Raw genomic sequence first — 14347 nt, 5'->3', positions numbered from 1 at the left:
GATCGTGCAACCCGGTGTCTATGTTCTCGCTGCGTACCTTTTTTGCCTCAGCCTTGCTCGGGCTTTGCCTTTCCAACGTCCCGGCATTTGCCGCTGACACTCCCCCACCGAGCAGCGACGCCGTTCAGCAGAGCCTGGACCGGATCGCCGACCGCAAACTGTCGGCTGATGACCAGAAAGCCCTGCAACAGGTGCTGGAACAGACGCTCGCTTTCATCGCCAGCCAAAAGGACAACCAGCAAAAGCTGGAGGACCTGAAGAAGCAACTGGCCGATGCGCCGAAGCAGACCGGCGAGAACCAGCGTGAACTGGCCAAGCTCAAAGCCAGCAAAACGGTTCCGGTTGCCCAGCGCTACACCAATCAGGACGTGCCTCAGCTTGAGGGGATGCTGAGCCAACGCAGCGCGCAACAGGCTGACTTGCAGAAGGCGCTGAACGACGCCAACAGCATGACGATCACGGCACAGACTCGCCCGGAGCGCGCTCAGGCCGAGATCAGTACCAGCCAGACCCGCATTCAAACGATCAACGGCATCCTCAAATCCGGCAAGGACGGGGGCAAGGCGATCAGCAGCGACCAGCGCAATCAGTTGAACGCTGAGCTGGCGTCGATCAACGCGTTGATTGCCCTGCGTCGTCAGGAATTGGCAGGCAACAGTCAATTGCAGGACTTGGGCGGCAGCCAGCGTGATCTGCTGACCGAGAAAGTGGCCCGTCAGGATCAGGAAATCCAGGATCTGCAAACGCTGATCAACGACAAACGCCGCGCACAGTCCCAGGAAACCGTGACGCAGCTGTCGATCGAAGCGCAGAAAGCCGGAGGCAGCAGCCTGCTCGCCACCGAAAGCGCGGCCAATCTCAAGTTATCCGACTACCTGCTGCGCGGCACCGATCGCCTGAACGAACTGACCCAGCAGAACCTCAAGACCAAAACCCAGCTCGACGCCATCACCCAGACCGATGCGGCGCTGGACGAGCAGATCAACGTGTTGAGCGGCAGCCTGTTGCTCTCCAAGATTCTCTACAAGCAGAAGCAATCGCTGCCCAAGCTCAAGCTCGACAGCGGCCTGGCGGACGAAATCGCCGATATTCGCCTGTACCAGTTCGAGGTCAATCAGCAACGCGAACAGATGAGCAACCCGGCGAATTACGTCGACACGTTGCTCGCGACTCAAAAGCCGGAAGACGTCACCCCAGCCTTGCGCAAAACCTTGCTGGACCTCGCCACCACCCGCACCGACCTGCTGGAGCGGTTGAACCGCGAGCTGAGCGCGCTGCTCAACGAATCCATCACCTTGCAGCTCAACCAGAAACAGCTGGTCAGCACGGCCATCAGCCTGCGCCAGACGCTGGATGAGCAGATGTTCTGGATTCCCAGCAACAAGCCGCTGGACCTGGAGTGGTTCGAGCGCATCAAACCGCGCCTGACAAAACAAGTCACCACCCTGCCGTGGACCTCGACATTCAGCGAACTGGGTGATGGCCTGACCCAGCGCCCGCTGATATTCCTGCCGCTGTTGCTGGTGATCGGCGGCCTGATGTGGAAGCGCAAGGCCCTGTACGACAAGCTCAACCGCCTGCACGCCGACATCGGCCACTTCAAGCGTGACCGGCAGTGGCAGACGCCGTTGGCAATCTTCATCAACATCCTGCTGGCGATGCCGTTGTCGTTGGCCTTGGCGTCGTGTGCACTCGCGCTGCAGATCGACGCCCGTGAACAGAACATCAATCTCGGCGCGGCGCTGATGCAAATCTCGCTGGCCTGGCTGGTGTTCTACACGGCTTACCGGGTATTGGCGCCGGGTGGCGTTGCACAGCTGCATTTTCGCTGGGAGAAGTCCCAGGTGGAATTCCTGCGGGGCTGGATTCGTCGCCTGGGGCTGGTGGTGCTGGCGCTGGTGACGGTGGTCGCCGTGGCCGAGCATGAGCCGTCCGCGCTGGCGGACGATGTGATCGGCATTGCCGTCGTCCTGACCTGCTACGCACTGATGACCTGGCTGCTCGCCCGCCTGTTGCTGACCAGCCCGACCCACGAAAGTGCGTCGCTGTTCCGCCGCACGGTAGGTTTGGCGTTCACCGCTCTGCCGGTCGCGCTGTTCCTCGCCGTGTGCTTCGGCTACTACTACACCGCGCTGAAACTCAGCGACCGCTTGATCGACACCCTCTATTTGCTGATGCTGTGGTTGGTGATCGAAGCGACGTTCGTTCGCGGCCTGGGCGTCGCAGCCCGACGCCTGGCCTACCAGCGCGCTCTGGCGAAACGTAACGCCGCCAAGGAAGCCGGCGAGGGTGAGGCGCTGGTCGAAGAGCCGACGCTGGACATCGAACAGGTCAACCAACAGTCGTTACGCCTGATTCGTCTGGCCCTGATCGCCGGGTTCATCGGCGCGCTGTATCTGGTCTGGGCCGACCTGATCACGGTGTTCTCATACCTCGACAACATCACCCTGTACGAATACACCAGCGGCACCGGCGCAACCATGAGCATGGTGCCGATCAGCCTCGGCGACATGATCGGCGCGCTGGTGATCATCGGCATCACCTTTGTGCTGGCCGGTAACTTGCCGGGCCTGCTGGAAGTGTTCGTGCTGTCAAAGCTGAACCTCAAACAGGGTAGTTCCTACGCGACCACCACCCTGCTGTCCTACATCATTGCTGGTGTCGGTTTCGTCTCGACGCTGTCCGCGCTCGGCGTGAGCTGGGACAAGCTGCAATGGCTGGTGGCGGCGCTGTCCGTAGGTCTGGGTTTCGGGATGCAGGAGATCTTCGCGAACTTCATCTCCGGCATCATGATCCTGTTCGAACGCCCGGTGCGGATCGGCGACACCATCACCATCGGCAACCTGTCGGGCACAGTCAGCAAAATCCGCATCCGCGCGACCACCATCACCGACTTCGACCGCAAGGACATCATTGTCCCGAACAAGACGTTCATCACCGGGCAACTGATCAACTGGTCGCTCACCGATACCATCACTCGCGTCACGCTCAAGCTCGGCGTGGATTACGGCTCGGATCTGGACTTGGTTCGCAACCTCTTGCTCAAGGCCGCTCGGGAAAACCCTCGCGTCCTGAAAGAGCCTGAGCCGATCGTCTACTTCCTGAATTTCGGCGAAAGCACGCTCGACCACGAACTGCGCATGCACGTGCGCGACCTTGGCGACCGCAACCCGGTGCTCGATGAGATCAACCGGTTCATCAACAAGGAATTCAAGAAGCAGCACATCAACATCTCGTTCCGGCAGATGGAGGTTTACCTCAAGAACATGCAGGGGCAGGAGTACAAAATGGTGCCGATCGAGCAAGAGCAGAAGACGATCGCAACGCCTACCACCGTACCTGCGGCGCCGAAGGATGTCCCGGAGCCGCCGGAAGCCAAGCTCGACTGACGCGACAAATCCCAGCAGAATGCTCGGACATTCTGCTGGAGCTGTCTTGTGAAAGCCCTCGACGAACTGACCTTCGACAACCGTTTCGCCCGCCTCGGCGATACGTTTTCCACGTCCGTATTGCCCGAACCCATTGCCGAACCGCGCCTCGTGGTCGCCAGCGAATCGGCCTTGGCGTTGCTGGACCTGGCCCCTGCGCAGGCCGAAGAGCCAGTATTTGCCGAGCTGTTCAGCGGTCACAAGCTGTGGGAAGACGCCGATCCGCGGGCGATGGTCTATTCCGGTCACCAGTTCGGCTCGTATAACCCGCGCCTCGGCGATGGCCGTGGCTTGCTGCTGGGCGAGGTCTATAACGAGGCGGGCGAGCATTGGGACTTGCACCTCAAGGGCGCCGGGCAGACGCCGTTTTCCCGCATGGGCGATGGTCGCGCCGTGTTGCGTTCGTCAATACGTGAATTTCTCGCCTCCGAAACGCTTCATGCGCTAGGCATTCCAACAAGTCGGGCAGGCTGCGTGATCGGCTCCAGCACGCCGGTCTGGCGGGAAACCCAGGAACGCGCGGCGATTGTGCTGCGTCTGGCCCAGAGCCACGTGCGTTTCGGCAGCCTCGAATATTTCTACTACACCAAACAGCACGACGAGCTGAAACAGTTGGCCGATCACGTGCTGTCGCTGCACTACGCCGAATGCCTCGAACAGCCTGAACCCTATCTGGCCATGTTCCGCGTCATCGTCGAGCGTCAGGCCGAGTTGATCGCCAAATGGCAGGCCTATGGGTTCTGCCACGGCGTGATGAACACCGACAACATGTCGATCCTGGGCATCACCTTCGACTTCGGCCCGTTCGCCTTCCTCGACGATTTTGACCAGCACTTCGTCTGCAACCACTCCGATCACGAAGGCCGTTACTCCTTCAGCAATCAGGTGCCGATTGGCCAGTGGAACCTCAGCGCACTGGCCCAGGCGCTGACCCCCTTCATCAGTGTCGAAGCGCTGCGCGAAGCGCTGGACCTGTTCCTGCCGCTGTATCAGGCCCACTATCTGGACCTCATGCGCCGCCGTTTGGGCCTGACCACGGCCGAAGACGCCGATGCCGACCTCATCGCACGCCTGCTGCAACTGATGCAAAACAGCGGCGTCGACTACAGCCTGTTCTTTCGCCGTTTGGGCGAAGATTCCGCCGACATCGCCGTACGTCATTTACGCGACGACTTCGTCGACATGCTCGGCTTCGACGCCTGGGCCGAGACCTACAAAGCCCGCATCACCCGCGACTCCGCCAGCACTCAAGACGAACGCCACACCCGCATGCACGCCGTCAACCCGCTCTACATCCTGCGCAACTACCTCGCCCAACGCGCCATCGAAGCCGCCGAACAAGGCGACTACAGCGAGGTTCGGCGGCTGCATCAGGTGCTGTGCAAACCGTTTGAAGCGCAGGACGGCATGGAGAGTTATGCCCAGCGGCCGCCGGACTGGGGCAAGCATCTGGAGATCAGTTGTTCGTCGTGAGGATTTTTGAAATCGAGGTCAGATGAAGACCTCGACAGGCACCCCGAAGCGATCCGCGAGCTGGCGAACCTGCCTCAAATTGAGCTGACGCTTACCTGAAAGAATTTCGGAAATCACTGATTGAGTACCCACCTCAGGAAGATCTCCCTGATTCAGACCATGTTCACGCATGAGATAGCGCAATGCCTCGACCCCCGAAGCAACCGGCATCGGGCGATTCTCATGGTCGTAAGCCTCAATTGCGTCGCCGATGAGGATGGCGAGACGGTTAAGCGGATGCCCTTCATCTTCGCCAATGATTTCCAGTAACTCATCCAGGCCACTGACCAACAGATCGTATTCGTCTTCCGTTTCTGGCTTGTTAAGCAAGGGGGCTACGTGGTGCCAGTGCTCCGTTGCGTGTTTGATGAGAGCGCTCATTGACTTACACCTTCCATTTGCCTTTGTCGTATTCGCGGTGATCCAGGACGTGCTTAATGAAAAGACGATGGGCTGAATAATTGACTGAAGCAATAAGCCTGATCTTGTTGCCCCCAATATCAAACACGTGAAACGGTCCTACCTTATCCGTAGCGGGAAAAATCGCCTTCATAGCCGCAAAATCCGAGGGCCTACAAGCCTTGACGAGCCGATACCACGCGTCCAAGGCCTTTGCAGAGTGAGGCCATTTAGCCTTGGCCTCCCAAATCCTCTTTTCAGTAATCACATGCATCTGACAGTCCATATCGCACTTTGCGATACGCATGTTAGTCAGAAACGGGAAAAATCGCAAGTTGCGATAAAAGCATGCCCGGCCAACCTTACATCGCGAACGAGTTTATAGGTGAGCGGCACATCACCGGGTCACAAGCAGCCCCTTTCTACCGCGCTTAAACCTTTGCCGCCACGGCAGGCTTGGCTGTCTCCATCGCCTCAACCCTCTTCGCGTACGACTCCGTCCACGTCATCGGCGTCGGCGATGTGCGTGGGCTGAATTTCTTGGTGCGGGCCGGGGTGTTCGGGTCGACTTTGTCTTTCTGTGTATCGACCATACCTGCGAGGATGTCGTACAGCGTCAGCTTCCGGTCGGCCGCGCGTCGCTCTACGAGGCCGGGTAAAGTCGCTGGCTCCGGCAAGGTTGGCTTGCTCTTGATCCGCGCCTCCAGAATCGCTTCTGCATCCTTGGGATAGTCCACCGCCTTCTCGATGGTCGGCAGCGATTTGAAGTAGCTCAGGGCCTCTTGGTAAAACTTCGACGCCTTGCCTGTGCGGGTTTGTTCGATGAGCCCTTCGGGGATCGCCACCTTGCGCCAGGCGTCGTCCATCTTCTGAATGCCGTGCCACGCGGCGCGTCGTTCGTTAAGGGTGAACGAGCCACTGTCGTCATAGGCGACCAGGTTCAGTTGCTCGCGGGACAGCGCATCGAACGGACTCTTCGCATTCTGATGCCCTGCCAGCGTTTGGGTGACGAAAGCCGTGGCGGCTCGTGCGCGATCCAACAATTCGGGGTCGGTCGTATCCGGCACTTCCATCGCCCGTGTGTGGCTATTGGCTTTCGGGGTTTCAGACAAAAACTCGTTGATCCGGCTCAGGCCGTACTTCCCCAATTCCGCATGGGTCATGCCCGCATCACGCTTGGCAGCACGGGCAGCGCTTTCATTCAACTGGCTCGCCAGCGTCGAAAAGCTCGCCTTGTCCGTTGCTTTCTTCTCGGTCTTCTCAGGGCTCTCGACGGCGAGCTCCGGACCCTTTTTCGTTTCGGAGGAAACGGTCGCCGGGACTTTGCCGGAGGTGATCGCTGAGAATGCAGCCTGTAACTGATTGATCATTGGCATCTCCCTGACCATGAATGAACAGGGGCCACTGACTCACAACGAATCGACACCCCTTCAGGGCAGAAGCTATGCGCAGGCTTTACCAGGTGCTAGCTGGCCAAACGGGTCGCTCTTTCGGATAAAAATGCGGGGCAGGATGCGTGGAAAGCGCTGCGCATGGACGCTTCATCGAGACGCCAAAGAAATGCTGGGTGTCTTTGTACAGTGAAAAGAATGGCCCAGCGGACGCGCCCATGTTCAGGAACGTGAACGGTTACACACTGAGTTCGAGGGAATTAGACCAACCCGCCCAACTTGATAAACCCACCCCGCGGCCTCACTTACCGAGCATCAGCCTTCCTCCAGGTATCCGCCATGTCCGAACCTCTCGTCATCCCGTGCCCTCAGTGCAACGGCCTCAATCGCATCCCCGCCGAGCGGCTGCGGGATCAGCCCAAGTGTGGGCGTTGCAAGCAGCCGGTGCTGTTGTCTAAACCGTTCACGCTGACTCAGGGCGATTATGCGAGTCAGATCAAGGGTGATCTGCCGTTGCTGGTGGATGTCTGGGCGGAGTGGTGCGGGCCGTGCAAATCCTTTGCGCCGACGTTCGAGCAAGCAGCTGTGCAGTTGAGCGGGCGGGTGCGTCTGGCGAAGCTGGACAGTGAAGCGCACCCGCAGCTGTCGGCACAGCTGGGTATCCGGTCGATTCCGAGTCTGATTCTGTTCAAGAACGGTCGCGAAGTGGCGCGTCAAAGCGGGGCCATGCCGCTCCAGCAGTTGACCGCCTGGCTTGCCAGTCAGGGGATTTGAGGGCGGATTCGCCTCACGTCGAAGCCCGCGGCTGCAATGTTCGTAAGACGCGTCTGAAAACGCCTGGCGGACATCCCGAGCTCAAAGAAAGCGCCTAGGGTTAGCCACTCTCACGGTTGATCCAGAGGCGATGAGCGATGGCATCAGTAATCAGAGAAGGCGACACAACCACAACAGGCGGCGTGGTGCTGCAAACCTCCGGCACGCAGACCTACGAAGAACGTCGGCTCGCACGCATGGGCGATCTGGTCTGGTGCGCGGCCTGCGAGCAGGTGGGGTACATCGCGCAAGGCAACCCCACCTACATCGATGATCTTGTGGCTGTCGCGACGAACGGACAACGCGTGCGGTGTGAATGTCCGGACGAAGATCATCGTTTGATCGCGAGCCAGGAGGGTTTACAGGCGGACATGAACGCCGCCATCGACATCCCCAAGGACCTCGCTCGCAAGGCGCGCAAACGGGCCAGACAGCTCACCAAGGCACTGCGTCAGGAAAGTCCGCTGACGCAGGATGACGAGGCCAGCGCAGCTCGGGAGATGCCGATCAATGCGCCGTATTGTTTTCCAACAAATGATGCAGCTCGACGAATTGCTGGCTCAGCTTGTGACGAGCGTCCAGGTGAATCAGCGGCATGTTCGCCTGATGTGATTCGCGCATTTTGACCGAGCTGTTGAGGTACACCGGGAGCACCGGCAGGCCTTCGGCGATCAACTCGTCGAGGATCTGCTGCGGCAAGCTGGCACGTGACTGGAACTGGTTGACGATAATGCCTTCCACCTCCAGACCTTCGTTGTGGTCTTCTTTCAGCTCTTCGATTTCCTTCAGCAGCCCATACAAGGCCTGCCGGGAGAAGCTGTCGCAGTCAAAAGGGATCAACACCCGATCCGCCGCAATCAATGCTGAGACGGCGTAAAAATTCAGCGCGGGTGGCGTGTCCAGATAGATGCGGTCGTAGTCCTCGTCCAGCTCTTCGAGCAACTTACGCAGCTTGTTGATCTTGTGCTTGGCTTCGAGCTTGGGTTGCAGGTCCGCCAGCTCGGCCGTCGCGGTGACGACGTGAAGATTGTCGAAGGGTGTTTCGTAGATATCGACCTGATTCTTCTTGGAGAACGGCCCGGAAGACAACGTCTGCTTGAAAAAATCGGCGATGCCCATGGGAATGTCTTCGCCGGTCAGGCCTGTGAGGTATTGCGTCGAGTTCGCCTGAGCATCAAGGTCGATCAAGAGCGTCCTGTAGCCCTCGTGGGCGCTGACGGCTGCCAGATTGCAGGCGATGCTCGATTTCCCGACCCCGCCCTTCTGATTGAACACCACACGCCGCATTTGAAAACTCCCTGTCGCTGTCTTGAATGAATGGATCGTCTCGTGACCCGATGAATGGTATCGAGTCTAGGCAAACGAGACATGTCAGGCGAGCGCTTCGGAAAATTCCGATAGTCGGCCCGAAACCCCCGCGCTTATCAAGTCGCAACATCCTACAGACCTTTGCCAGACAGCGACTGCCGTTACAGTAGGAAATATCCCAAGTAAATAAACTATTTGTTTCAGCGTTTGCCTCTGTGCTTTTACGCCGGGATAATGCCCGGCACTCGGTGATAGCGCCGCGCCATGGTTGGTGTCACTTCGGATACTCGAAGCCAGGAAGTAAGCCCGCAGGGGCGGGAAAAGAATCGTGATCAATTTCAACATTGCACAGTGGCGCGCTTGGGCGCCGGGATTGACCACGGTCGAAGATTGGCGGCACTGGAGCCAAAAACCGGTCGTGCCCTGCCATCAGGATGAGGCCCCCGATGTCTCGTTCCTGCCCGCCATGCAACGCAGGCGCCTGAGCCGCCTGGCGCGTATGGCCTTCAGCGTCGGCTGGCCGCTGGCAGAACGGCTTGAACACCTGCCGCTGGTATTCGTTTCAAGACACGGTGAAACACCCCGGACCTTCGACATTCTCAGCGACCTGGCGGCCGAACAGCCGTTGTCCCCGACCCAATTCAGCCTGTCCGTGCATAACGCGGTCATCGGCCTGTGGTCGATCATGCGCGGCGAAACCAGCGAAATGACGGCCCTCGCAGCGGCAGGCGACGGTCTGGAGCATGGCGTGCTGGAAGCGGCGGGCCTGTTAAACGAAGGGGCTCCAGCGGTATTGCTGGTCATTGCCGAGGAAAACCCGCCCATGGCCTATGCGCCCTGGATCGACGATGTGCCATTTCCCTACGCGCTCGGCCTGTTGCTGACAGCGGGCGACGAATGGCAACTGACCTTGGGCGTGAACGAGTCTAAGGACGACGCGAAATCACCCCACGAGTGGCCGCACGCCCTCAATCTGCTGCGCGCACTGTCGACACAACAAAACGCTTTGCAACATCCCTGGAAGAATCGGCTATGGAACTGGCAACGCAACCGCTGAGCAAAAGTCGCAACGCCTACTATTGGCGGTTGCTGACCACTGCCCTGAGCTTCGCCCTGTTCGGGCTGGGCGGGTTGTGCCTGCGCCTGTTCATTTTTCCCGTACTGGCATGGCTGCCCGGCGATTCGTGCAGTCATCAGCGTCGTGCGCGTCGAACCATCAGCCGCCTGTTCTGGACGTTCATTCGCTTCATGGCCAGGGCAGGCGTCCTCACCTACGAGGTCCAAGGTGCAGAGCGACTGGGCCGTCCTGGGCAGATGATCATCGCCAACCATCCGTCGCTCATCGACGTGGTGTTTCTGATCGGCCTCGTCAGGGATGCCAACTGCGTGGTCAAGGAAAGCCTCTGGCAGAACCCGTTCACGCGAGGCCCCGTTCGTTCGACTGGCTACGTCAGCAACGATGGCAGCGCCGACATGCTGGAAAACGCCGCGTATCTCCTCCAGACCGGCCAGACTCTGATCATCTTTCCCGAAGGCACTCGCACCTGCCCGGGCAAAGCCCCTGCCTTCCATCGTGGCGCGGCGGCGATCGCCTTGCGTGGCGCGAAGATCATTACTCCGGTCACGATCCATGTCTCACCGACCACCCTGACCAAGGCAGAGCCCTGGTATCGCATCCCTCAGCGTCGTCCGCACTTTCACCTGCGAGTGGGCAACGACATCGACCCGGCGACGTTTGCCCTGCTCGGTCCCGCCCCTGTGGCATCGCGCAAGCTCAATGACTATCTGCATCACCACTTCATCAAGGAGCTCGCCACAGATGAGCGATCTGCATCTGGAAATTAAACAGCTGATCATCGATGCCCTGGGCCTCGAAGACATCAGCACCCACGACATCGGCAATGACCAGACGCTGTTCGGCGAAGGCCTCGGGCTGGACTCGGTGGACGCCCTGGAGTTGGGCCTGGCCATTCAGAAACGCTACGGCATCAAGATCGACGCCGACGCCAAAGACACACGCACCCACTTCACCAGCGTCGACAGCCTCGCGGCATTCGTCAGCGCTCGCCAAGTGGCCTGAGGACTGAACATGCAATCCCGTGAAGAGATTTTCGAAACCCTGCGCACCGCATTGGTCGAGCTGTTCGAGCTGGAGCCCGAGCGGGTCACGCTGGATGCCAATCTGTATCAGGATCTGGAAATCGACAGCATCGACGCGGTCGATCTGATCGACCACATCAAGCGCAAGACCGGCAAGAAAATCGCCGCCGAAGAATTCAAGTCCGTTCGCACCGTCAATGACGTCGTCGAAGCGGTACACCGGCTGGTCAACACCGCCGCATGAACCGCCTGATGGGTCTGGTATTGGTGCTCGCAGGGGTGCTGTACCCCTTCGCCGTGTATTTCGGCATGGGGCACTTTTCGCCGTGGCAATTCGCATTGCTGCTGGGCGTGCTGTGGGCTGCCCGTGCGCTGACGGCCGAGCGTCGTCCGGGCAGCCTTGGCATGGCGTCGGTCGCCATCGGCTTCTGCCTGCTGCTGGGCATCGTGAACAGCCCGCAATTGCTGCGCTGGTACCCGGTGTTGATCAGCGGTTTCATGCTGGCACTGTTTGGCTTGAGCCTGATGCACGGCATGCCTGTGGTCGAACGCCTCGCACGCCTGACCGATCCCGAGCTGCCGGACGTCGCGGTCCGTTACACGCGTCACGTGACCCAGATCTGGTGCCTGTTTTTTCTGTTCAATGGCATCGTCGCCGCAGCCTTGACCCTTTGGGCGCCGCTGAGCTGGTGGGCGCTGTACACCGGGCTGATTGCCTACGGTTTGATGGGCCTGCTGTTCGCCGGTGAATGGGTCGTGCGCCAACGTGTGCGGGGGCGTGCATGAGTTGGCTGAGCATTGATCGGCTGTTGCTGGCGCCACACCCTGAACGCCCGATCACTCACGCCCCGGGGATGAACCACGCAGAATGGCGCGAGCGCGCATTGTCAGTCGCGGCGGCGCTGCAACAACGCGCCGTGACCTGTGTCGCGATTCACCTCGAAGACGCGGCGGAACTGGCCATCGCCGTGTTCGCCGCCTGGCATGCGGGCGCCAGTGTGCTGTTGCCCTCGGACTTGCAGGCCCAGAGCCGCAAACGCTGGGCTTCCCTCGCCGAGCTTTGGTTGACGGACGCCGAAGGCGATACCCGTCTCGATGAGCTGAACGCCCCACCGTTCAAGCCGATGCCTCTCAATCTGGACACGTGCTTGTTGAGCCTGTGCACCTCAGGCTCCAGCGGCGAGCCCAAATTGATCGAAAAAACAGCGCGCCAGCTGGCCAACGAAATCGCAGCACTGGAACGACTCTGGGGCGCCGACCTTGGCCGGGCCTGCATCATTGGCAGCGTTGCCGCTCAGCACATCTATGGCCTGTTGTTTCGTGTGTTGTGGCCTCTGTGTGCCGGACGTAGCTTCGTGCGCAAGCAGCTCCCGTTTCCAGAAGACCTGCAACGCGCCAGTCGCGAGCATGAAGCCTTTGCATGGGTCGCCAGCCCCGCGTTGCTCAAGCGCATGGGCGACAACCTTGACTGGGATAGCTTGAGCGCCGTGCGCCGGGTGTTTTCTTCGGGTGGCGCCTTGCCGAGTGACGCAGCACAGAGCCTGCGTCAGCGTCTCGATCAGTGGCCGACGGAGGTTCTTGGCAGCTCGGAAACCGGCGGTATCGCCTGGCGCCAGGGCGATCCGTTGTGGCGCGCGTTCGACGACGTGAAACTCAGTCAGAACGAAGACGGCGCGCTGCGTATCGAGTCCCCCTACTTGCCCGTGGGCCATGTCGAACAAACCGCTGACGCGGCACGTTTCACTGAAGATGGCCGCTTTGAACTGCTCGGACGACTGGACCGCATCGTCAAGCTGGAAGAAAAGCGCATCTCTCTGCCGCTGCTGGAGCAAGCGCTGGCCACCCATGAATGGGTCAGCGAAGCCCGGTTAGGTGTTGTCCGGGAAAACCGTGCGTCACTGGGTGCGCTGGTCGTCCTTAGCGCCCAAGGCGTGCATGCACTGCGAAATCAGGGCCGTCGCGTGGTAACGGCCGCGCTCCGACAGCATCTGGTGCCTCATTGCGAAACCCTCGCCCTGCCCCGCCGCTGGCGGATCCTGAGCCAATTGCCGCTGAACACCCAAGGCAAATTGCCTCAGGTACAGGTTGAAGCGCTGCTCGTGGCACCGCGAGTCCATGAGCCGGAGTTGGTCAATCAGCAAGACACCGACGAAGGGCTTCGGCTGGAGCTGATCGTCCCGTTGGATCTGGCGCATTTCAGTGGCCACTTCCCCACCACGCCGATTCTGCCCGGCGTGGTACAGGTCGACTGGGCCATCGCCCTCGGCCAGCGCCTGATGGACCTGCCACCGCGCTTTGCTGGAATGGAAGTGCTGAAATTCCAGCAACTGGTGCGCCCGGGCGACCGCATCACGCTGACCCTGCGCTTCGATCAGGAACGCAGCAAGTTGTATTTCACCTATCGCAACGGCGATGCGGCCTGCTCCAGCGGGCGGATTTTGTGGAGTGAAGCCGATGCGTGAGCAGACCACAAGCTCCATGCCCGACACGGATTATGTGTCTGGCGATAACCCTGTGGGAGCGAATCCATTCGCGAGAGGCCGGTACAGTCCACCCATCGCTATCGGATGTACCTCTGTATCGCGAATGAATTCGCTCCCACAGGATTTGCGGTCGGCAGTGACGTATCGCAGCGCTCGAAAAGGACTTCCCTATGCATAACCCCTGTGCCGTCATCCCGGTCTACAACCATGAACTGGCCGTCCCTGCCGTGGTTCAGGAACTGCTGAACGCTGGCCTGCCGTGCGTGCTGGTCGATGACGCCAGCAGCCCGGCCTGTGCGGCGGTACTCGGGTCGCTTGCCGAGCAGGACAAGGTGTTTCTGGTCCAGCTCCCGGTCAACCAAGGCAAGGGCGGCGCCGTGATGGCGGGTCTGCGCGAGGCCGCAAGGCTGGGCTTTAGCCACACCCTGCAAGTGGACGCCGATGGCCAGCACGACTTGAACGACATTCAGGTGTTTCTCGACCACTCCCGCGAACACCCGACATCGTTGATCTGTGGCTACCCGCAATACGACGCCAGCGTGCCGAAAGGTCGTCTGTACGCACGCTACCTGACCCACGTTTGGGTGTGGATCAACAGCCTGTCGCTGCAGATTCCCGACTCGATGTGTGGCTTCCGGGTGTACCCGCTCAAGCCGGTCCTTCACCTGATCGACACCGTAAACCTCGGCAAACGCATGGACTTCGATCCCGAAATTCTCGTGCGCCTGTCGTGGCGCAACCAGCCGATGCGCTGGTTGCCGACCAAGGTGCATTACCCCCAGGACGGCCTTTCCCATTTCCGTTTGTTTCACGACAACGCGCTGATTTCGAAAATGCACGCCAAGCTGTTTTTCGGCATGCTTGGGCGCTTCCCGCTGATCCTCTGGCGACGGTGGCTGCCGTGAGCGACGCC

General features: G+C 60.1%; 14 protein-coding genes and 1 pseudogene. 11 read left to right on the top strand and 4 right to left on the bottom strand.

Annotated features, from left to right (window positions below):
- Positions 1–20 precede the first annotated feature (20 nt).
- Both mscK and selO read left to right on the top strand, forming a co-directional pair.
- A complete protein-coding gene (gene mscK, locus ACWKWE_RS19185) occupies positions 21–3389 on the top strand; it encodes a mechanosensitive channel MscK (RefSeq protein WP_483851627.1) in 3369 nt (1122 codons plus the stop codon).
- A gap of 48 nt (positions 3390–3437) precedes the next feature.
- Entirely contained in the window at positions 3438–4901 is a 1464-nt protein-coding gene (gene selO / locus ACWKWE_RS19180) for a protein adenylyltransferase SelO (protein WP_483851396.1), read from the top strand.
- Between the two features lie 18 nt (positions 4902–4919).
- On the opposite strand, the gene ACWKWE_RS19175 is transcribed toward selO, so the two are convergent.
- The 3 genes from ACWKWE_RS19175 to ACWKWE_RS19165 form a co-directional block, all read right to left on the bottom strand.
- A complete protein-coding gene (locus ACWKWE_RS19175) occupies positions 4920–5321 on the bottom strand; it encodes a helix-turn-helix domain-containing protein (RefSeq protein ID WP_401147310.1) in 402 nt (133 codons plus the stop codon).
- A 4-nt stretch (positions 5322–5325) separates the two neighbouring features.
- Complete coding sequence (locus ACWKWE_RS19170) at positions 5326–5613, bottom strand: type II toxin-antitoxin system HigB family toxin (protein ID WP_401147308.1); 288 nt, start codon at positions 5611–5613, stop codon at positions 5326–5328.
- Between the two features lie 157 nt (positions 5614–5770).
- A complete protein-coding gene (locus ACWKWE_RS19165; RefSeq protein ID WP_483851395.1) occupies positions 5771–6709 on the bottom strand; it encodes a hypothetical protein in 939 nt (312 codons plus the stop codon).
- A 360-nt stretch (positions 6710–7069) separates the two neighbouring features.
- Between ACWKWE_RS19165 and trxC the strand changes: the two genes are divergently transcribed.
- Together trxC and ACWKWE_RS19155 are read left to right on the top strand one after the other, a co-directional pair.
- The gene (trxC, locus tag ACWKWE_RS19160) at positions 7070–7504 is read left to right on the top strand and encodes a thioredoxin TrxC (RefSeq protein WP_166596098.1); all 435 of its coding nucleotides are present in this window, start codon (positions 7070–7072) and stop codon (positions 7502–7504) included.
- A 137-nt stretch (positions 7505–7641) separates the two neighbouring features.
- Positions 7642–8004, top strand: a pseudogene (locus ACWKWE_RS19155) (PAAR domain-containing protein); the annotation flags it as partial.
- A 46-nt stretch (positions 8005–8050) separates the two neighbouring features.
- On the opposite strand, the gene ACWKWE_RS19150 reads toward ACWKWE_RS19155, so the two are convergent.
- The gene (locus ACWKWE_RS19150) at positions 8051–8830 is read right to left on the bottom strand and encodes a ParA family protein (protein WP_166596100.1); all 780 of its coding nucleotides are present in this window, start codon (positions 8828–8830) and stop codon (positions 8051–8053) included.
- Positions 8831–9179: 349 nt separating this feature from the next.
- Here ACWKWE_RS19150 and ACWKWE_RS19145 point away from each other — a divergent pair, with 349 nt between their 5' ends.
- The 7 genes from ACWKWE_RS19145 to ACWKWE_RS19115 all read left to right on the top strand — a co-directional run bounded on the left by ACWKWE_RS19145 (position 9180) and on the right by ACWKWE_RS19115 (position 14339).
- Positions 9180–9908, top strand: coding sequence for a beta-ketoacyl synthase chain length factor (locus ACWKWE_RS19145; protein ID WP_483851394.1), 729 nt, complete (start codon positions 9180–9182; stop codon positions 9906–9908).
- The gene (locus ACWKWE_RS19140) at positions 9884–10696 is read left to right on the top strand and encodes a lysophospholipid acyltransferase family protein (RefSeq protein ID WP_166596102.1); all 813 of its coding nucleotides are present in this window, start codon (positions 9884–9886) and stop codon (positions 10694–10696) included. The genes ACWKWE_RS19145 and ACWKWE_RS19140 overlap by 25 nt, the downstream gene beginning before the upstream one ends.
- On the top strand, positions 10671–10931 hold the full coding sequence (locus ACWKWE_RS19135; RefSeq protein ID WP_166596103.1) for a phosphopantetheine-binding protein: 261 nt from the start codon (positions 10671–10673) through the stop codon (positions 10929–10931). The genes ACWKWE_RS19140 and ACWKWE_RS19135 overlap by 26 nt, the downstream gene beginning before the upstream one ends.
- 9 nt (positions 10932–10940) lie before the next feature.
- Complete coding sequence (locus ACWKWE_RS19130; protein WP_166596104.1) at positions 10941–11195, top strand: acyl carrier protein; 255 nt, start codon at positions 10941–10943, stop codon at positions 11193–11195.
- Complete coding sequence (locus tag ACWKWE_RS19125) at positions 11192–11737, top strand: COG4648 family protein (protein ID WP_483851393.1); 546 nt, start codon at positions 11192–11194, stop codon at positions 11735–11737. The genes ACWKWE_RS19130 and ACWKWE_RS19125 overlap by 4 nt, the downstream gene beginning before the upstream one ends.
- The gene (locus ACWKWE_RS19120) at positions 11734–13413 is read left to right on the top strand and encodes an ApeI family dehydratase (RefSeq protein ID WP_483851392.1); all 1680 of its coding nucleotides are present in this window, start codon (positions 11734–11736) and stop codon (positions 13411–13413) included. Before ACWKWE_RS19125 ends, ACWKWE_RS19120 begins: the two co-directional genes overlap by 4 nt.
- A 191-nt stretch (positions 13414–13604) precedes the next feature.
- Positions 13605–14339 (top strand): glycosyltransferase family 2 protein, encoded by a 735-nt coding sequence (locus tag ACWKWE_RS19115; RefSeq protein WP_483851391.1) that lies wholly within the window; start codon positions 13605–13607, stop codon positions 14337–14339.
- Positions 14340–14347 lie beyond the last annotated feature (8 nt).

Source organism: Pseudomonas salicis (assembly GCF_057128705.1).
The sequence above is the reverse complement of the archived record's forward strand: the minus strand, read 5'-3'. Positions and strand labels throughout refer to the sequence as shown.